Origin of the sequence: Brevibacillus sp. NPDC058079, assembly GCF_042885155.1 — a bacterium.
Taxonomy (GTDB): Bacteria; Bacillota; Bacilli; order Brevibacillales; family Brevibacillaceae; genus Brevibacillus.
Window position 1 is genome coordinate 47,817 of sequence record NZ_JBHVSO010000011.1, and the last position, 22,312, is coordinate 70,128.

Here is a 22,312-nt window from a genome sequence, read left to right on the forward strand (position 1 = left end):
CTGAGAAGGAGAACGTTATGGTTGATATAGCAATCATCGGGATGTCCTGCAGACTACCTGGGGCGCGGAATTATCATGAATACTGGTCCAATCTGATCGAGGGCCGTTCATCTATCCGGGAAATTCCCAAGGAGCGGTGGGACTGGAGAGACTATTGGGGAGATCCGAAAGTTGAATATGCGAAGACCAACAGCAAATGGGGCGGCTTTATTGACGATGTAGACGCTTTTGATGCAGCGTTCTTCGGCATATCGGCCAGAGAGGCGGAGGTGATGGACCCGCAGCAGCGGATGATGCTTCAGCTTTCCTGGTCGTGTCTTGAAGATGCTGGGATCGTCCCGTCAGCGTTATCGGGCAGCAAGACAGGGGTCTATATCGGCGTGTTCAACTTGGATTACAAGGAACTGCAGGAGAGGCCCTCCAGCCTTATTGAAGCTCATTATTCGACGGGAACCGCAGCTGCTGTTATCGCGAATCGAATATCCCATTTTATGAATCTGAGAGGGCCGAGCCTTTCAGTGGACACCTCGTGCTCAAGTTCGCTGCAAGCGATTCATTTGGCGGTCCAATCGCTGCAGACAGGTGAATGCAGCATGGCTTTGGCGGGTGGCGTCAGTCTAATCCTGACTCCGACCCGCCATATTTCATTTTCCAGAACAGGCATGCTGTCACCTACAGGCTCCTGTAAAACGTTTGATGATAACGCGGATGGATATGTCCGCAGTGAAGGCGCCGGTCTTATTTTGCTTAAGCCCTTGGCACTGGCGGAAAAAGACGGCGATTTAATCTATGGCGTCATTAAAGGAAGCGCTGTGAATCATGTCGGTAAGACACACACCTTAACTTATCCGAATGCACAGGCGCAGGCTGAAGTCATCGAGGAGGCGTTCCGCAAAGCGGGTCTAACGCCGGATCAGGTGAACTATATGGAGGCACACGGCACCGGAACGCCTAAAGGCGATCCGATTGAGTTTCAGGGCCTTACGCTTGCGTTTCAAAAACTCGAAGCAGAGATGGATAAGCCGCTTAGTCAGCGTTATTGCGGCATCGGTTCAGCCAAAACAAATATCGGGCATGCCGAATCCGCAGCAGGCATCGCGGGCGTGATTAAAGTGCTGCTTTCCATGAAGCACCGAACACTCCCCGGATTACAAAATTTCAAAACGTTGAACCATCGGGTTGAATTAACCGGGACTCCTTTCTATATGGTGGACCGGCCGCGGGAATGGGAGCCGCTTCTGGATCATAATCAACAGCCGCTTCCGAGAAGAGCCGGCGTAAGCTCGTTCGGCTTCGGAGGGACGAATGGGCATGTGCTGATCGAGGAAGCGCCGCAGAGGCCGTCTCGCAAGATGGCGCGGCATGAATTGCCGTGCCATCTATTTTGTTTTTCCGCAAAGTCTGAAAAATCGCTTCTTCTATCGCTAGAGACGTTAGTCTCATGGTTGGACAGCGAAGGAAGTGAGTGCGAAGCTGTGGACCTGAGTGCCGCCTTGCTTCTGCGCAAGCAGCATTTTGGCATTCGTACCGCTATCGTGGCTCAAAGTGCGGAGGAGCTTAAAGGTCGTTTAAAGGAGCTGTTGTCTGACCGGGAAGAAGCACAGCGATTTTTGAAGCAGGAAGCTTCAAAAATAGAAAAGACCAAAACTGCGCTTTTTCAAGAGCTGGCAGGCCTACTGATCCGGGAGCTCCGCGAATGTGTGAATGATACGCAAAAGTATCGGGAGAAAATATCGGCTTTGGCAGAGCTGTACGTAAAGGGCTATGACTTCGATGCATTGGCGCTCTTTGAAGGAATGGACCTGAACAGACTTCGACTGCCTGCCTATGCTTTTACCAAAGACCGATACTGGATTTCGGGCAGTACTCCGGATTCCGCCATTGTGCCGACGTCAGGCAGCGGAGGTGGAGGTGAGCTTCATCCTGTACTGCATTGGAACACATCGGACTTTGCCGGGGTTCGCTACAGTTCGGTTTTCACAGGAGAGGAATTTTTTCTCGCTCATCATGTCGTCGCCGGGAAGCGTGTATTGCCGGGTGTCATTTACTTGGAAATGGTCCGCGAGGCGGCTGAACAGGCCGGCAGGAAATGGTTAGGCGAGCGTAAGCGTATCGTGCTGAATCGGGTGGTGTGGTCGCAGCCTGTTATTGTGACGGATAGCTCCGTTGAGGTTCATGTGTCGCTTTCGGTTCAAAATGATGATAGCTGCAGCTTTCAAGTGTACAGCGTATCCGGTGAATCAGAGCAAGATCGTGTTCTTCATTGCGAAGGTCATGTCTCGTTTCGTTCGGCTGATCCGGCTTCCAGGAAACTGCAAATTCAAGATTTCTTAAACTCCGGGCGAACCCCCGTCCCATCGCTCGTCTGTTATGAACGTATGGAAGCGATGGGTCTTCATTATGGTCCGGCTCATCAAGGAATTGAGCAACTATATCAAATGGACGGCTTTATTGCCGCTAAGTTGTTGCTGCCGGAATCCATTTCCGATACGCGAAATCACTTTGTTCTTCATCCGAGCTTGATGGATGCGGCTCTGCAGACGGCGGTTTACAGTTATTCAAATGCCGGACAAACGACTGTTGGTGAAAGCGGCAAGCCCTTGCTGCCTTTTACGCTGCGGGAGCTCGAAATTATACGTCCGTGCGCTTCTGCTGCTTGGGCGATTGTAAGCGAGGAAGAAGCGGGAGACAGCAAAATGAAACGTCTCCGTATTGATGTATGCGATGAGGACGGCAGCGTCTGTGTGAGCATCAAGGGCTTCGTCCTAAGGCCGCTGGAGGGCGGGTTCGCCGGCGGCGTCTCAGATCCTGCAAAACCGGAGGCGTCAAAGGCATATGCGGGATTAATGGTGCCGGTATGGGACCCGATCACACCGGCTGCACGTAAAACGGATGCTCCGAACATACGAACCATAATAGCCGGAGGTTCGGCAGCGAGCCGTGACAAGATAGGGCGGGTTATTCCGAATGCGCAGGATGTGCAGCTACAGGTGGAGGATGACCTGGAAGTATTGGCAAGAAAGCTGGAGCAGTGCGGCGAGATCGGTCATTTTGTTTGGATTGCGCCTGACGATTCGATAGAGTCAGCGGAATCGGATGCGATGCTTGCGGCGCAGCATGAAGGCGTGCTACTCCTGTTTCGGATCATCAAAGTGCTGCTTATGCTTGGATATGGCGCAAAGTCGTTAAAGTGGAGCGTCATCACATTCCAAACCGTGCAGGTATTCCGGAAGGAAACGATTCGGCCGGCCCATGCAAGCCTTCATGGGCTTATCGGCTCGATGGCCAAGGAATATCCGAACTGGTCGGTTAGCTTTGCCGATTTGGAGCGGGAAGATGCTTGGCCGATCGAGGAGTTGATCGCATTGCCGCCTGATGAGCGGGGCGACGTATGGGCATACCGGTCCAGGAAGTGGTACCGGCAGAAAATGATCCCGTCGCGGATCCCCAAACCTGAAGGTACAGTATACCGGAAGGGAGGGGTCTATGCGGTAATCGGCGGAACCGGCGGAATCGGAGAAGCATGGAGCGAATATATGATTCGCCGGTATCAGGCGAACATCGTCTGGATTGGCCGACGGGAGATTGACGCCGGTATTCAGGAGAAGATCGATCGGCTGTCAAAACTGGGGCCGTCTCCGTGCTACATCCAAGCAGACGCAAAGGACGGGAAGGCGCTGGAACTGGCGTACGAGAGCATAAAATCCAGCTACGGACGGATCCATGGCGTCATACACTCGGCAATTGTGCTTTTGGATCAAAGTTTGGCGAATATGTCGGAGGAGCGGTTCGCAGCGGGATTGACGGCAAAGGTGGACGTGAGCGTAAGGATCGTACAGGTATTCGGAAGGGAACAATTGGATTTCGTTCTGTTCTTCTCTTCCATGAACTCTTTTGCAAAACCCGGAGGTCAGAGCAATTACGCGGCAGGGTGCACCTTCAAAGATGCATTCGCACAGCGTCTGGCGATGGAATGGCCATGCAAAGTGAAGGTCATAAACTGGGGCTACTGGGGAGGCACAGGCATCGTTTCCTCGGAACAATACCGAAAGCGCATGGCACAAGCAGGGGTTGGCTCCATCGAGCCGGAAGAAGCGATGGACGCACTGGAGACGCTCCTTGCCGGGCCGTTTGACCAAATGATGCTAATCAAAACAACAAAGCCTTATCCGCTAATTGATATGAAGCATGATGAATGGATTGCAAACTATCCGGAACAGCTCTCGTCCAATATCCAACGGCTGATAACGGAGCGAAAGAGGCGCAGTGCATCGGAGCAGGAGTATCCTGTCCCAGCTTCTTCGGTATCGGTTGATGAGACAGACGATCCTGTGCTGACGTATTTATCCGGTTTAGCCGCTGAATGGCTTCAAGTGGATTTCGGTGAAATTTGCGTGGATACTCGGCTGGAGGAATACGGGATTGATGCGGTCGTTTTTAATGAAATGCTCGTGTCCGTAAACCTGCAATATCATATCGATTTGCAGCCGGCTGAGCTGTCTGCTCAAGCATCGCTGCGTCAGATCAGTTCATGTGTGCGCGAGGCAATAGGAATTGGCGCTGACAAGAGCTGATACCCAATAACCGAAGGCGATGCATAATAAAAGAAAGGATGGCCTGCTAATGTCGGGATTTAAGGTTGGAAGTCTGCAAATGAAGTGGAACGATCCGCTTCTTTGCCGGTTGCTCTGGGGTCAACTGCAATCGATTGGCATGTTTAGGGAACGAAATACGACACTGGATGCGCTAAAAGCAGCTGCCGGCTTGCGCGGGATATACGATAGATGGCTGGAAGAAAGTGTCGCCGCACTTGCGCGGCACGGTTATCTCGAGGTTAGCGGCGGCAATATCAATGTTTACGATCCATCGCTTGTCCATATCGAGACCATCTGGGCTGAATGGGACCGACAAAAAATGGAGTGGCTCGCCGACCCGAATCTTAAATCGCAGGCCGTCTTGGTCGAAGCCGCGCTTAAGGCGCTGCCGGAGATCATTACGGGCAAAATTCCTGCAACCGACGTTATATTCCCTCAAGCCTCCATGGCGCTGACGGAGGGGATTTACAAGAACAATCTGGCCGCGGATTACTTCAATGAAGTGATCGCAGACCTCGTGGTCGATTATGTACAAGAACGAAAGCGTCAGGACGCATCGGTACGCATCCGGATTTTAGAGATCGGCGCCGGCACGGGCGGAACGAGCGCGATGGTCTTTCGCAAGCTGAAACCGCACCAGGCGAATATTGAGGAGTACTGCTACACGGATCTGTCCCGTGCTTTTTTTATGCACGCCGAGAAAGAATACCGGCCTGACAATCCGTATTTGACCTGTCAATTATTCGATCTGGAGAAACCCCTAGCGGAGCAGCGCATAGAGCCGGGAGCCTATGACCTGGTGATTGCGACGAACGTTCTTCATGCTACAAAGCAGATCAGGCAAACACTGCGCAATGCCAAAGCCGCGCTTAAAAAGAATGGGTTGCTTCTTCTCAATGAATTAAATGACAACTTCCTGTTCTCCCATCTTACCTTTGGATTTCTGGATGGCTGGTGGAAGTATGAGGATGCAGAGCTCCGAATACCCGGCTGTCCCGGCTTGTACCCCGAGACATGGAAGCGGGTGCTGGAGGAGGAGGGCTTTCGGCACGTATTTTTCCCTGCTGAAAGCAGACATGAATGGGGGCAGCAAATTGTCATTGCAGAGAGCGACGGCATCGTTCGACAGCTTGAAAAACGTCCGGCCTCTGCCGGTGTTGCAGAGCCTGCGAGATCCCGGGCTTCGTCTTCGGTACGCTTGGATCGGATCGAAACGCAGCATGGTTACCCAGCGCCGCCCGTCAAGGTAGAAGCGGCGAACGTTCAGGACATCGACCGACACGCGATATCGGAAATGATTCGAGTGGTTATTCGGGAGAAACTGGCCGAATCGTTGAAGGTGAGTGCCGATATGATCCAAGACGATGAATCGTTTGCCGATTATGGCGTCGACTCCATCCTTGGCATTCATCTGGTGCGTATATTGAACGAGGCGCTAAAGGTGGAGCTGGAAACAACGAGTCTGTTCGACTACTCCTCCGTGAACGAATTGACTGCATATATCCAGTCGGCTTATATGGACGTTTTTATACATAAAAATGTGCTTGAACCAAAAGTAGAAGCAGCTAATGCTGCAGCCGGCAGCGTCGTAATCGATACTGCGGAGCAAGAAAAGGAGATTGCTTGTGACCCGATGACGGCGGAGGGCATTGCGATTATCGGGATGAGTGGACGGTTTGCTGGCTCGGAAACGACGGATGAGCTGTGGCAGCATATCGCAAGCGGCCATGATTTGGTGGGCCCGATCACCCGCTGGGATCTTTCTTCCCACTTAGCCTGGAGCGGCTCGGATGCTTGCCGCGACGGCAGCTTTTTGGACAAGATCGACCGGTTTGATCCGATGTTCTTTAATATTTCGGGACTCGAAGCATCGTATATGGATCCCCAGCAAAGGCTGTTTCTCGAAGAAGCGTGGAAGACGCTTGAGGATGCGGGCTACGCGGGATCGGCAGCTTCAAGCCGGCAATGCGGGGTCTATGTCGGATGCTGCGGAAGCGATTACAATGAATTATTCGGTAATCATCCGCCGGCTCAATCGTTTTGGGGGAACGCCATATCCGTAATCCCATCCCGTATCTCGTACTTTCTTAATCTGCAGGGGCCTGCGGTTACGATTGACACGGCCTGCTCCAGCTCGCTGACGGCTATTCATTTGGCTTGCCAAGCGCTTATGTCCAATGAGGTCGAAATGGCATTGGCAGGCGGTGTTTTCGTGCAAGCGACTTCTCGATTTTATGAAAACGCCATTCGAGCCGGCATGCTCTCGCCGAGCGGCCGCTGCTATACGTTCGATGAACGGGCGGACGGCTTTGTACCCGGCGAAGGGGTTGGTGTCGTGATGCTGAAGCGGCTGAAGGACGCATTGGCAGACGGCGACCATATTTATGGTGTCATCCGGGGCTCCGGAATTAATCAGGATGGGACGACCAACGGCATTACAGCGCCAAGCGCCAAATCCCAGGAACGACTGGAGCGCCAAGTGTATGACCGCTTCCAGCTCGATCCGCAGGGGATCCAAATGATAGAGGCGCATGGAACGGGAACAAGACTAGGCGATCCGATCGAGTTTCAGGCCTTAACGCGTGCGTTCCGGCATTATACGGATAAGGAGCATTATTGCGCTCTTGGTTCGATCAAAACGAATATCGGCCATTCAGTCGGCGCTGCCGGAGTAGCCGGCGTTATGAAAATATTGCTTGCTTTGAAGCATAAGCAGCTGCCGCCGTCGCTGCACGCAGAGCGCATCAATTCGAATATCCGCCTGGAAGGCAGTCCGTTTTTCATCAACAAGTCCATACGGGCTTGGGAGACGGAGCCCGGCACGCCGCGCCGCGCTGCTGTCAGTTCGTTTGGCTTCAGCGGCACGAACGCCCATGCGGTCATTGAGGAGGCGCCGCCGCATATCGGACGCGGTAAGCGGAGGCGCCCTCTCTACTTGATTGTACTATCCGCCCGGACAGGTGAGCAGCTGCGTATGCAAGCAGACAGGCTCGCTGCGTTTTGCAAGCGGGAGAACGGCAGTATATTCATCGGGGATATGAGCTTAACGCTTCTTCTTGGACGGAGACATTTTGCCGACCGGCTCGCCTTCTTGGTCAGGGATACGGAGGAGCTTCTTCTCCGGCTTGAAACTTGGCTGATGAATGGAGAAGGTACGGGTATCTATGGATCTGATGGCCTTACGAAAGAGCAACGGGAGAAGCCGGATCTGAAACAGTATGGAAATGAATGTATAGCCATTTGCGCAGCGGCCGACCAAGATGCCAAGTTTATCGAGAGTCTGACCGCCGTGGCAGACTTATACAGCCAAGGCTATTCCTTGAACTATGAACAATTGTTCGAAGGGTGCAGTTATAACAGAGTGTCTCTTCCGACCTACCCCTTTGCCGATGAGCGGTATTGGGTAAACGAGGGCGGGAGCAGTCCGCGTGCAGGATTACAGGAAGCTTTGCAATCCTCGGAGGCTTTTCATCCGTTGCTGCATCGGAATGTTTCTACGTTTGCCGAACAACGGTTTAAGTCGATCTTTACCGGCAAAGAGTTTTTCTTGGAAGACCATGTGGTGCACGGGCAGCGGGTGCTGCCGGGAGCTGCATATTTAGAGATGGCAAGGGCGGCCATTCAATCGGCCGTAAGCGATGGGGAATACAGCGGGAAGAAGATCCGGCTCAAAAATGTGATATGGGCTAAGCCCATCACGGCAGGGGCTGCAGCCGTTTCGGCCGAAATTACGCTGACACCGTCGACCGACGGCGATATTGCTTTTCGGGTATACGGTCCGGCAGAAGCCGAAACCCTCTTATGCAGTGAAGGATCCGTATGCCTGGAGGAGCCGGGTGAGCAGCCGCGCATTCAGATCGACCGGCTGCTGAAGGAATGTGCTGCACGTTCGATCAGCCGGACGGAATGCTACGAGACATTTAATAGGATCGGTGTCCATTATGGTCCTTCTCATCAGGTCATGGACATTCTGCTCACCGGACAGGGCAAGGCGCTTGCGAAGCTGGTGCTTCCCGAATCCTTAGCTGCGTCTGTGCGGAGTTTTGCGTTGCACCCGAGCTTGCTGGACGGCGCGCTGCAGGCAGCTTCATGCCTGCTGCTCGGACTCGATACGGAAGCCGGCTGCCAACCAGGTACCTACCCTCCGCTTCCTTTTGCGTTGCAGGAGATGGAGCTGCTGAATGAATGCCTGCCTGTTATGTGGGCTTTCGCCCGCTTCAGTAGCGGCAGCGGTCGGCACAATCAGCTTCCAAGCCTTGACATCGATCTGCTGGACGAGCAGGGTAATATTTGCGTGCGAATGAAGGGGTATTGCGCCAGAGCGATGGAGGCGGGTACCAGGCAAGAGGATGTCCTCTTTATGGTTCCGGAATGGAGTGACAAAGCTCCGCAGCCTGGAATTGCGAATTCGCCGGTAACCGAGCATACCGTGATCTTGTGCGAGCCTGCTCCCATGCTGCAAGCATCAGTGAAAAGCACATTTCCCGGCGTCCGTTGCTTGGTGCTGACAGCTGAAGAGGCCGCCATGGAGCAGAGATTCAGCCACTTCGCGCAGCGGATCTTCGAAGAGACCCAGCGCTTACTACGCCAAGTAACAGGGAGAGGCGTCATACAGATCGTCTATACCCCCGGTAGCGGACACGAGCTGCTAGCGGGACTGCGCGGGCTGCTAAAAACGATGCGTCTGGAAAACCCGCATATGTCAGGGCAACTGATCGAAATATCGCAAGACGATACAGAGCTCGCAATCGTGCAAAAGCTTCGCGATAATCTCGATCATCCCGAGGATACGCATATCGGCTATCAAGGTTCCCGCCGTATGGTGATGACGCTCAAGAGGCGGGCTCCTGAAGAGGGAACGAATTCCCGGTTATGGAAGGACGATGGCGTTTATCTCATTACGGGCGGAGCAGGCGGCTTGGGTATCATTTTTGCGAAGGAAATCGCACGAGCCGTACGCGGAGCGACGATCATTCTGACCGGCCGAGCGCAGTGCGATCCAAATAAGCTGTACGAGATCAAAAATTCAGTTTCGGGAAACGCCGACATTGTATACAAGCAAGCCGATATGACACGGATGGAAGAGGTAAAGCGGCTGGTTCACGCTATCGAGACGGAATACGGCGGATTGAACGGGGTCCTTCACAGTGCAGGCGTGCATGCGGATAATTATTTACTTCGCAAAAGCAAGGACGAATGGAATGCGGTATTGGCTCCTAAGGTTTCGGGGCTCGTCCACCTGGATCAAGCAACGAAGCATATCCCTTTGGATGTATTCGTCATGTTTTCATCTGTGGTTGCTTGGCTTGGCAATCCCGGGCAGGCGGACTATAGCACGGCGAACGCGTTTATGGACGCGTATGCCGCCTTCCGCAGCAAACTTGCAGCGGAGGGCCAAAGAAAAGGCCATACTTGTTCCATTAACTGGCCGTTATGGCAAGAAGGCGGCATGCGGGCAGGCGAACATGCGGAGCGTGAGCTCGCCAAGGCGATCGGATTGATTCCGATGTCCACCGAAGCCGGAATCCGGGCCTTCGATCAGGCGATGTCAATCGGTTCGCCGAACGTGATCGTCGCGGCCGGAAGCGCTGATCGATTGGAGCAAGCCCTGACAGGGGATATCCAAGTATCGTCAGATGACGTGAAGCAGTACGAATCGGCAATGGACACCCTTTCGACCGAAGTGGAAGAACGTGTCCTCCTAAAAGTGAGGGAGATCGTTTCCTCCGTCATTCGGCTGCCGCTGCATCGGGTGGAAGCGGATGCGCACATGATGACGTTCGGGCTGGATTCCATTATCGTCATGCAATTGACGGGACAGCTCGAGAGTCTGTTCGGCTCCTTGCCGAAAACGCTGTTTTTTGAATATCAAAATCTGCGTGACTTGGCGAAGTTTTTCATACAGCGGCACGAATCACGTTGTGCGCAATTATTTGGCGATCGTCCTCAGCCGAAGGTGCTGCAGGAAGAGGTGCGTATGCCGGAACATTCTGCCGCGCGGCAAACCGTACTTTTAACAGAGAAGGAAAGCGAGGATGCCGCCCCTAAGCAGCGCAGCCTCCCCGGCAGCGCCCCCCTTGATATCGCGATAATCGGTGTTGCCGGCAGATATCCGGGTGCGCGAAATATGGATGAGTTTTGGGAGCTGCTGCAAGGTGGCGTCGATTGCGTGACAGAAATTCCAAAGGAACGCTGGGATCATACCCCTTATTTCCACCCTGCCAAAGGAACGACCGGCAAAACAAATGGCAAGTGGGGCGGGTTTCTGGAGGGCGTCGATCAGTTTGACCCGTTGTTTTTTAATATTTCGCCGCGTGAAGCCGAGCTCATGGATCCTCAGGAGCGGCTTTTTTTGCAGTGTGTCTATGAAACAATCGAGGATGCTGGCTACACCCGGGACAGTCTTGCAGGAAGAAAAGGGGACGATGCCGGTTCCAGTGTAGGGGTATTCGCAGGTGTCATGTACGAAGAGTACCAGCTTTACGGAGTTCGGGAGACGATGAACGGTAATCCGGTCGCGCTGAGCGGAAGTCCGGCGTCGATTGCAAATCGGGTATCGTATGTTTGTAATTTTAACGGTCCGAGCGTTGCTGTTGATACGATGTGCTCGTCCTCGCTGACGGCCATCCATTTTGCATGCCACAGCCTGCAAAGAGGAGAGTGCGATGCAGCCATTGCTGGCGGCGTAAACGTCTCGCTGCATCCGAACAAATATCTGTTGCTTGGCCAAGGAAATTTCCTGTCCACCAAAGGCCGTTGCGAAAGCTTCGGAGCCGGCGGAGATGGCTATGTCCCCGGGGAAGGCGTTGGAGCCGTCCTGTTGAAGCCGCTTGCGCAGGCCGTCGCCGACGGTGATCAGATTTATGGCGTCATTAAGGGGACATCTATTAATCACGGCGGGAGAACGAACGGTTATTATGTTCCAAATCCGAATGCGCAGGCTTCCGCAATTGCGCGCGCGTTGAAGGAGTCGGATATAGACGCGAGGTCGATCAGCTATGTAGAGGCCCATGGTACGGGCACATCTCTTGGAGATCCGATTGAAATTGCCGGGCTTTCTAAAGCGTTTGAAGCTTATACCGAGGACAAGCAATATTGTGCAATCGGCTCCGTCAAATCGAATATCGGTCACTGCGAAAGTGCCGCAGGCATAGCGGGTCTGACCAAGGTGCTGCTGCAGCTCAAGCACCGGAAGCTGGTACCGTCGCTGCATGCCGACACGCCCAACCCATATATCGATTTTGCTACTACGCCGTTTCAGGTTCAGCGGGAGCTAGGGGAGTGGGAGCGTCCAGCGATGGTGCTTGACGGGAAAATCGAGGAGCAGCCGAGAATGGCCGGCCTTTCGTCATTCGGAGCCGGCGGTGCGAACGCTCATCTCATCGTTGCCGAGTATATTCCGGATCGTAAGCGTGCCGTGCATGCGCCAAAAGCTCAGCGAGAATGCATGATCGTGATCTCCGCGAGAAGTGAAGACCAATTAAAAGAACGGGCTCAGCGTCTGCTGCAGGCGGTTAATAAAGACCTTGAAAATGACGATTCTTTCCTGATTAACATGTCTTACACACTCCAGGTAGGCCGGGAGGCGATGGAAGAGCGTATGGCCATCGTCGTAAGAACGATCGAGGAGCTGCGGGCAAAGCTTATCCAATATGTGGATGGGCAGCTAGGAATTCCGGATTTGTACAGAGGATCAGTAAAACAGAACCGGGAAACCGTTGCGCTCATTGTGGCGGACGAAGATATGATGAAAGCGGTCGGGGCATGGATGACCAAAGGTAAATACGCGAAGCTCCTGGATCTATGGGTAAAAGGGCTGGATATCGACTGGAGCAGTCTCTATGAAGAAGGCGATAAGCCGGAGAGGGTCAGTCTGCCCACCTATCCGTTCGCACAGGAGCGTTACTGGCTGCCGTCGGTATCGTCTATGGATGAATCAGGGGCGTTCCGCTCTTTAGAACGACATACTTCTGAGCCCGCTCTTGAGCCTGATGAGAAGGCAAAGGTTATTTCCGCTGAGGAATTTAGATCTCCGCTTGCACATAACGGATTGCTCGTGCCGGTGTGGGACCCTGCACCACCGACAGTAAGAAACGCGGCTGATCGGAAGCCGAATGGCCGCACAGTTATTATTGGCGGTACGGCCGCAAGGGTCGCGGAGATCAGGCGGCATGTGGAGGATGCATCGGATGTGCAGCTGCATGCGGGAGAGAACACGGCGGAATTGGCACGGAAGCTGGAGCTGTCCGGTCCGATCGAGCATTTGATCTGGATTGCTCCGGATGATTCGATAGAAACAGCGCAATCGGAGGCCATGTTGGAGGCGCAGCGTGAAGGGGTACTGATCCTGTTTCGGACCCTAAAAGCCTTGTTGGCCGTTGGATATGGCATGAAGCCGTTACGGTGGAGCATCATCACGGTTCGAACCGTCCAGGTTTACCGCGGAGAAGCAATTAAGCCTGCCCATGCAAGTCTCCACGGGTTAATCGGCTCAATGGCCAAGGAATATCCGAACTGGTCCGTTTGTCTTACGGACATGGAGACGGATAACGGCTGGCCGCTCGAGGAACTGTTCGCACTCCCACCGGATGCGCGGGGTGATGGATGGGCGTACCGGTCCGGGGAATGGTACCGGCAGAGACTGATGCCGTTGCGTATGACCAAGACTGCAGGTACCGTATACAAGAAGGGTGGCGTCTATGTAGTCATCGGCGGTACGGGTGGCATCGGAGAAGTATGGAGCGAATATATGATTCGGCGTTATCAGGCGAACATCGTTTGGATCGGGCGACGGGGGAAGGATACCGGTATACAGGCCAAGATCGATCGGCTGGCGGAGCTTGGACCGGCTCCACGCTATATCCAAGCGGATGCGACTGACGGGAAGGCGCTGGAGCGGGCGTATGAAGAAATAATAAACCGATACGGACGCATCCACGGACTAGTCCACTCGGCCATCGTACTGCTGGATCAAAGCTTGGCGAACATGGAAGAGGAGCGGTTCGCTGCTGGCTTGCGCCCGAAGACAGACGTGAGCGTACGAATGGCGCAAATATTCGGCCATGAAAAGCTGGACTTTGTCCTGTTCTTCTCATCAATGAACGCGTTTCTGAAGCAGGAGGGGCAAAGCAACTATGCGGCAGGATGCACGTTCAAGGATGCGTTCGCGCAGCGTCTGGCGACGGAGTGGCCATGTGCCGTGAAGATCATGAACTGGGGCTATTGGGGCAGCACGGGCGCTGTGTCGTCAGAGCATTACCGCCGGAGAATGGCGCAAGCAGGCATTGTCTCCATTGAACCGGGCGAGGCGATGGACGCGCTGGAATCGCTGCTTGCCGGACCTTTCGATCAGCTTGCCCTGATGAAAACGGCGGCAGGTAATGAAATGTTTGGCCAGTCGATCGCCGATGAGCTGGAAGCTTATCCGGAAGAGGACAGCCTGTCTTTCGAGCATATCGTCAATCATCTTCGTTTGCCCGCGGTTCCGAAGGCTGAAGCTTCGGACTTGCTTAGAGAGGGAGAGTCTGCGGACCGGATTGGAAATTCCCTGCTATGGGCGGCAGCGAGCATATTAAATGTGCAAGCGGAAGAAATCGAAACGGACATCCCATTCTATGAATATGGATTCGACCCTGTTAAGCTGGCCGAATTTTCCCGGTGGATCTCCGATCACTATAAGCTTGCTATGACAAGCGATACGCTCCTTCAACAGGCAACGCTTGGACAGTTGGAGGCCTTCCTTGCGGAGCAGATCGGATAAACAACCGGATTCGGAAAAAATCGGAGATGGAGGCTTCTGTATGAGAGAAATGGAAGAGCTGCTATGCCGGCTGCTATGGCAGCAGCTTCGAACCATGGGGGAATTTGCGGAAGCCAGTTCTATTACGTCCGCATCAATGGCAGCAGCAGGAATAGACGGTAAATATGAGCGCTGGTTTGAGCACACCCTGGCCGTTCTGACAGAACACGGCTGGCTGAGGATGAAGGATACGGCTTATTTTGCTAATGATCGAAGCAACGGGCTGGAAGCCGCATGGAGCGAGTGGAATAACCGCAAACAGGCCTGGCTGGAAGATTCGAGCTTGCGCGCGCGGGTCACCTTACTTGATGCGGTGCTTCATCGGCTCCCGGACATCTTAACAGGCAAGCTGCCAGCTACAGATGTCCTTTTTCCTAACTCTTCCATGGAATTGGTTGAAGGTATTTATAAAGACAATGAGATTGCGGATTACTTTAATGAGGGAATGGCTAATGCGGTTGTTGCCTATATCGAAGCAAGTTTGAAACAAAATCCGCATGCGCGGTTTCGATTGCTGGAAATCGGTGCGGGCACAGGCGGGACGAGCGCCATGGTGATCCGTAAGCTTACGCCGTATCAGGACCGGATAGCGGAATATAAGTATACGGACATTTCGCAGGGATTTCTTCAGCATGCTGAAGCCGTCTTTAGAACGAAGGCGCCATACTTGTCCTGCCAGCTCTATCATGTCGAGAAGCCATGCGCCGAGCAGCAAATTCAAACAGGCGTCTACGATCTTGTACTTGCGTCAAATGTGCTTCACGCGACGGCGAATATTCGGTCAACCCTCAGAAACGCCAAGACGCTGCTGAAAAAAAACGGTCTGCTGCTCATCAATGAGATCAGCGTCAATTCGCTGTTTGCCCATCTAACATTCGGGCTGCTGCAAGGGTGGTGGCTATATGAGGATCAAATGATTCGGATCCCGGGCTGTCCAGGCCTTTACCCGGAAGCCTGGAGAAGGGTTCTGAGTCAAGAAGGCTTTCAGCACGTGCTGTTCCCCGTCAAGGAAGCTCATGCGCTGGGGCAGCAGATCATTATGGCCCAAAGCGACGGTATCGTTCGCCAATCGCGAATCAGCGAAGCTGATGTTGCAGGGATGGAGGCAGCGGCCGGTTCTGCTTCCATCACGGTGCAGAAGACGGGGAAAGACTCTGTCTCTGTACATGAAGCAATGGACGAAGGACAAGTTAAACGCCGCATCCGGAGTATATTAATGGACAACTTGTCCGTATCGCTAAAGCTCGACAAACAGCGTATCGATACGGATGAATCGTTCTCCGATTACGGCTTGGATTCCATTACCGGGGTTCAGTTCGTTAAGCAGATCAACAACGTCTTGGGGACGGCCTTACCCACGACGATTTTGTTCGATTACAGCTCGATCCGGAAATTGACCGATTATTTGTGGAGTGCGTTCGGTCCGGTTATTACGGCTCAATGGGCAGAAGCAGAAACAGATGGCAACGTACCTTCCATGTCCTCTGATAAGGAGGCAGGCCATCGAAAGCCGCCCGTGCAGCAAGAGAAGAAAACCGTTTCCTCCGATGATACGGACCAGTTGGGAGAGGCCTTTTATAAAGAGCCTATCGCTATCATTGGCATGAGCGGTAAATTTGCCAAATCGGATACACTCGAGGAATTGTGGAAGCACTTAGAAAACGGCGACGACCTCGTGGAGAAGGTGACGCGTTGGGACTTGTCTTCTTATATGGAGAACGATTCTTTCTGCAATTTCGGCAGCTTCATCGAAGGATTCGATCTTTTTGACCCGTTATTTTTTAACATCTCCCCGACGGAAGCTGCCTATATGGACCCGCAGCAAAGGCTTTTTCTGGAAGAGACCTGGAAGGCGCTGGAGCATGCCGGTTATGCCGGAAAGGGAATGGATGGGCGAGCTTGCGGGATTTATGCCGGATTTAATATGAATTATTACTCCGAGCTGATCGAGGATCGGCCTCCGGCACAAGCGATGTGGGGGAACGCAGGGTCCGTTATTCCCGCACGTCTATCGTACTATCTCAATCTGCAGGGTCCTGCAGTAACGGTAGATACCGCGTGCTCCAGCTCGCTTGTGGCCATCCATTTGGCTTGTCAGAGCTTGTGGAGCCGGGAGACCGAGGCCGCGATTGCCGGAGGGGTGTTTCTTCAGCCTACGCCAGGCTTTTATATTAGCGCAACCCGGGCTGGAATGCTCTCCGCAGATGGGCGATGCTATACATTCGACGACCGTGCCAACGGATTCGTTCCGGGCGAGGGTGTAGGTGTCGTCGTGTTGAAACGGCTGCAGGATGCGTTGAAAGACGGCGATTCCATCTATGGTGTCATCCGCGGTAGCGCCACGAATCAAGACGGGACAACAAATGGGATAACGGCACCAAGCGCGAGGTCTCAGGAAATGCTGCTGCGTCAGGTGTATGATTCATTCGGTCTTAACCCGGCGGACATCCAATTGGTCGAGGCGCATGGGACCGGAACCCGGTTGGGCGATCCGATCGAGTACCAAGCGCTCAGCCGGGCATTCCGTCAGCATACGAGCAAAAACGGATATTGCGCATTGGGTTCGATCAAAACGAATATCGGACATACGACAGCCGCAGCAGGAATTGCGGGATTGCTGAAAATATTGCTGGCCATGAAGCATCGGAAGCTGCCTCCTTCGCTGCATTTTCAATCGATAAATGGAAACATAGAGGCATCTGATAGTCCATTTTACATCAATACTTCGCTGAAGAATTGGGAGGTTGAGGCAGGGGGGAAACGACGAGCTGCCATCAGCGCATTCGGATTTAGCGGAACGAACGCCCATATGGTAATCGAGGAAGCTCCAGATACGGCGCCGCCGCGTACGCACAAGCCCGCCTACCTCATCGCACTGTCGGCTCGGACAGCCGGACAACTGCGCAGGCAAGCGGAACAAATGATGGCGTACGTCAAAGGCGAACCGGATGTCGATCTTGGACATGTAAGCTTTACGCTTCTTCTGGGCCGAAAGCACTTTCCTCACAGGATCGCCTGCATCGTGCAGAACGCCGGACAGTTGGCGGAGCGGTTGACCGCATGGCTGGAGAACGGGCAAGCCGTAGACCTGTTTCAATCCGATCCCGGAGCCGAGCTGCCTCTAGAAGAGCTCCCGAGCGATCATTATGGCTATGCCTGTATGGATGCGTGTGCGCGGGAAACCGAGCGAATGAACTATTTGGAACGGATTGCGTCGATTTTGGAGCTGTATACGCAAGGCTATGAGATGTCATTCGATCGTTTATTCGCGGATGGCCGTTACATCAGGCTGGCGCTTCCTGTTTATCCGTTTGCGCGGGAACGTTATTGGGTGCCTGAATCCGCCGCAAGGCCAGCTGTCCGGACAAAACCGTCGGAGGGCGCCGTCCTGCATCCGCTGCTTCACCGTAAAATACCGGCAGTTGAAGGAACAGGCTTTCGTTCCACGTTCACCGGCCGCGAGTTTTTTCTGGCGGATCACGTCATTATGGGACGATCGTTATTACCAGGTGTAGCCTTTCTGGAGATGGCCCGAGCTGCTGTCGGGATGGCATTTGGATCAAGCAGCGGAGACTATGAAATCAGGCTGAAGGATCTGTTCTGGACCCGGCCCTATAGCGTGGACGGTCCGCATACGGAGCTTGAAATTCATATGGAAACCGGAGATAACGGTACCATTGACTATGAGGTATATGCCGCAGCAGCTGCCGACAAGGACGAAGCGGTACGCTGCCACCAAGGCAAAGCCGCGGTCGTACCGTATTCTCGCGCGGAGAATGTAAACCTGGACGCAATCCGGCAGAAGTGCGACTTGGCGATGCTGGATGCACAGCAGTGTTATACGGCTTTCAGGCAGATCGGCATGCATTACGGTCCGACCTTCCAATGCATCGAACGCCTATATATCGGCGAGGAACAATCGCTGGCCAAGCTTCGGCTGCCGGCAGCCGCCCGGGAAACGGCCAGTCATTACGGGCTTCATCCCGGCATGCTGGATGCAGCGCTTCAAGCGGCGGGCGTCGTAGCCACGGCGGACCTCGCGGACAGAAGCCACGTTCTTGACCGGATTAAACCGGTCATTCCTTTTGCACTTAAGGAGCTTCGTGTTTATAAGAGTTGTACATCGGACATGTGGGCCCATATAAGGCGGAGCGCGAATGCGCCGTTCGATGAACGGACCCGGCAGACCGACATTGATTTGTGCGATGAACAAGGGAACGTTTGTGCACGGCTTATTGGTCTAGCATTCCGGGAGCCCAAATTGGAAGACGTAGCAGCCGAACAAGGAAATGAAACACTCTTGTGGGAGCCGGTATGGGTAGAAAAGGAGGCCGTCCGTGAAGACGACTCCGAAACGGCATCACGGCATATCGTCTTCCTATGCGAACCGAATGAATCGATCGTCAACTTCGTACAATCGGAATCCGGCCGCATGACCCGATATGTGACGCTTAGCGCAGGCCGTGCAGCGGAAATAACGGAGCGTTACGAGAACTACGCCATTCAAATGATGGAAGAACTCAAATCCATCCATTCGGAAGGTGTTCACGGGGAGTCGCTGATCCAGATTGCTTCGTTCCGTTCGGAAAGCGATTGGCTGTTCCGGGGTCTGACCGGATTGCTTCGGACGGCATGTCTGGAGTATCCCGGTTTCATCGGGCAGTACATCGAGCTGGAACAAAATGTTCGAGCGGAGGACTTAATTCGGAAGCTTCTCGAGAACAAGAGCTATCCGGAAGACTTTATGATTCGTTATCGCAAGGGCGTTCGACAGGTTCAGCATTGGGTTGAACGAGAGGAGATCCCTTCGGCGGCGGACATTCCGTGGAAGCATGAGGGCGTTTATTTCATTACAGGCGGTGCCGGCGGGCTGGGCTACGCACTTGCCCAGGAGATCGCAGGGAAAGTCGCCTCTCCGACGCTTGTGCTTGCCGGAAGAACGCCGGCCGGTGCAGCGATCCACGAGAAGCTTGCCGCGTTAGGAAGGTTAGGCGCACAAGCGGAGTACATGCAGATGGACGTATCCGATAAGGAGCAGACCGTTGCCGTCATCCAAGCCGTCAGGTCCAAGTACGGTCGGCTGAACGGAATCATTCATGCCGCAGGCTTGCTGAGAGACAGTCTTCTTATTCATAAAACTAAGACTCAGGTTGCTGATGTTATGGGTGCGAAGGTAAAGGGAGTTGTCCATTTGGATGACGCAACCCGGGAGCTGGAAGTCGACTGGGTACTTGTATTCTCCGCTGCAGCGGCTGTGCTCGGCAATTACGGACAAGCCGATTACGCTGCGGCGAACGGCTTTATGGATGCCTACGCTGCATATCGAAACGGTCAATCATCCGCCGGCGGTCGTAAAGGCAGAATGCTCTCCATTAACTGGCCATTATGGCAGGATGGCGGTATGCGAGTTACCCGCGAAACGGAGCAGAGCCTAAGAGACAGGATCGGTATGGCTCCCATGAAGGCAATGAACGGTATGCAGGCTTTGTACCGGGCATTTGGCACCGACCGGGATCAACTGCTTTCCATGCATGGCGATCCGGAACGGTTAAGGGCCTACATCCGTTTGGTGAACCGTCCGACCCGTCCAAGGAAACCTAAAGCTCATCATCATGGGGCGGTGCTCCGGGACGAATTAACGGTATGGGTAAAACAGAAGCTGGCCGGTATTATCGGGATACCTGCGGACGATATTCACCTCGATACGGCATTCGATAAATACGGCATGGATTCCATCATGCAGCTGGATCTGATCCGCGAGCTGGAGAAGCTGACCGGAGAGTTGCCCAAAACGCTCCTTTTTGAACATAACACTGTCCGTGAGGCAGCTGCTCATTTGGCCGATCATTATGCGGAACAGATTCGAAAATCATGGCAGGCGGATGTTATGGAGCAACCTCCAGCCCCGCATATTTCCGTAACGCCGCCCTCAGGCTCGGTCCCTGTCCGTGAAGCGTTTGTCGATACGCAACGGCAGGATGTGAATTCGAATGCCTTGAAGCAGGAAGGTATCGCCATAATCGGGGTAGCGGGCAGATACCCGAAAGCCAATCAATTGGAGGAGCTGTGGGAGCGGCTCAGGTCGGGAGAGAACTGCATCACGGAAGCGCCTGCTGACCGATGGTGCCGAACGTTGCTTCGGGGGTCGTCGGTCAAAGAAACCGAACAGAAGGCCCCGTATTACGGCGGGTTTTTAGATGCGATCGATCGCTTCGACCATCGGTTGTTCGAAATGGATGCCGAAGAAGCTCGGGATCTTCCCCCGGAAGCCCGGCTCTTCCTCGAGACGGTCTGGGAAACGTTCGAGAGCGCAGGTTATTCCAAATCGGCGATACAGCATTGGCAGAACCGGGAGCAGGCCGGTATCGGCGTGTTTGCCGGAACGATGTACAGCCAATATGGCTGGCAGATGCCGTCGTTGGAGCAGGCGGCGCTTCATTCGAATCGGACCGATTGGCAGATCGCAAACCGGACATCGCATTTCTTCAACCTGACAGGTCCTAGCTTAACGGTTAATACCGCCTGCAGCAGTTCGCTTACCGCGATACATCTCGCTTGCGAAAGCCTAATGCAGAACGGGTGTTCTATGGCTGTTGCCGGCGGAGTCAACCTGACGCTTGACGTGTCCAAATACGAGGCGCTGGAGCAGGTCAATTTTCTCGCGACCGGCGGCAAGAGTAAATCGTTCGGCGACGGTGACGGTTATGTTCCCGGAGAAGGCGTCGGGGCAGTGCTGCTCAAACCGCTTTCGCTGGCTGAACGTGACGGAGACCGGATCCTCGGGGTCATCACGTACAGCGGCGTTAATCATGGCGGCGGCCGGCAAAAATATAGCGTCCCCGATCCGAAGCAGCAGGCACAGCTCATGGAATCGGCAATCAAGCGTTCGGGGGTCGATCCCGAATCGATCACCTACGTCGAGTGCGCCGCTAACGGTTCGCCGCTGGGCGATTCCATCGAGGTCGCGGCTTTACGAAGCGCTTTCTCGCGATTTACCGGCAAGCAGCAATATTGTGCCATCGGCTCGGTCAAATCCAACATCGGGCATCTTGAAGCGGCTTCCGGCATCTCGCAGCTCAGTAAAGTGCTGCTGCAATTGAAATACCGCATGCTCGTTCCATCGATTCATGCTGACGTGCGCAATCCGAATCTTAAACTGGAAGGCACGCCTTTTTACTTGCAGGAGAAATTCGAGCCCTGGGAACAGAAGGTTGACCCGTCAAATGGGAACCCGCTCCCACGCAGGAGTATGATCAATTCGTTCGGTGCGGGCGGTTCATATGCCGTGCTTATAGTTGAAGAGTATATCGGTCCGCTCATCCGGACAAAAACCGGGGCGGATGCGGCTATTGACTCGCCGTCAGAGTATCTGGCCGTTTGGTCGGCCAAAACCGAGTATAGCCTACGAGGCTATACGGATCGTATGCTACGACTGCTAAGAAAGGAACGCACTCTCCCGGCAGAAGCGCTTTCGGACTCGCTCATTCGGATTAACCACGATTTGGAATACCGTTTGGCTATCATTTATCGTTCTGTTGATGATCTGATACTGAAGCTGGAAGCGTTGAGAGCAGGGGAAGAAGTGCGTGACCCGGATATGTTCATCTCGCCAAATTGCAGGCTGGGCAAATCTGTACATGCGGTAAACACGCAACGGCAGGACCATGCTGGGGAGCTGTTCCGGATTGCCCTTCAATGGGTTCAAGGAAGATCCGTAGATTTGGAAAGTCTAAGGCATCACCCTGCAACGGGAACAGTGAATCTTCCCCATTACGCATTCGATTATGGAACGGATGATGGCGAAGCCTCCGTCCATGGAAGCGGGGAAGCCCAGCTGCGCGTGATTTTGGAGAGAGTTTCGCGCGGCGAAATGTCCAAAAGCGAGGCTATGCAGTACTTTTTCGATATCGAGGTGTAA

At 53.9% G+C, this 22,312-nt stretch carries 3 protein-coding genes; all 3 read left to right on the forward strand.

All coding sequences use genetic code 11. The features are described from left to right. Positions 1 to 17: 17 nt before the first annotated feature. Genes ACFVS2_RS27215 through ACFVS2_RS27225 form a run of 3 tightly spaced genes read left to right on the forward strand, consistent with a single transcriptional unit; the run spans position 18 to position 22,312 of the window. The gene (locus tag ACFVS2_RS27215; RefSeq protein ID WP_390239517.1) at positions 18 to 4,574 is read left to right on the forward strand and encodes an SDR family NAD(P)-dependent oxidoreductase; all 4,557 of its coding nucleotides are present in this window, start codon (positions 18 to 20) and stop codon (positions 4,572 to 4,574) included. 49 nt (positions 4,575 to 4,623) lie between these two features. Beyond that, on the forward strand, positions 4,624 to 14,355 hold the full coding sequence (locus ACFVS2_RS27220; protein WP_390239518.1) for an SDR family NAD(P)-dependent oxidoreductase: 9,732 nt from the start codon (positions 4,624 to 4,626) through the stop codon (positions 14,353 to 14,355). Further along, positions 14,315 to 22,312 (forward strand): SDR family NAD(P)-dependent oxidoreductase, encoded by a 7,998-nt coding sequence (locus ACFVS2_RS27225; protein WP_390239519.1) that lies wholly within the window; start codon positions 14,315 to 14,317, stop codon positions 22,310 to 22,312. The genes ACFVS2_RS27220 and ACFVS2_RS27225 overlap by 41 nt, the downstream gene beginning before the upstream one ends.

Bases quoted from the DNA above. Each gene is read 5' to 3' on its own strand.
- ACFVS2_RS27215 (WP_390239517.1), top strand. From the start codon at position 18: ATGGTTGATATAGCAATCATCGGGATGTCCTGCAGACTACCTGGGGCG.
- ACFVS2_RS27220 (WP_390239518.1), top strand. From the start codon at position 4,624: ATGTCGGGATTTAAGGTTGGAAGTCTGCAAATGAAGTGGAACGATCCG.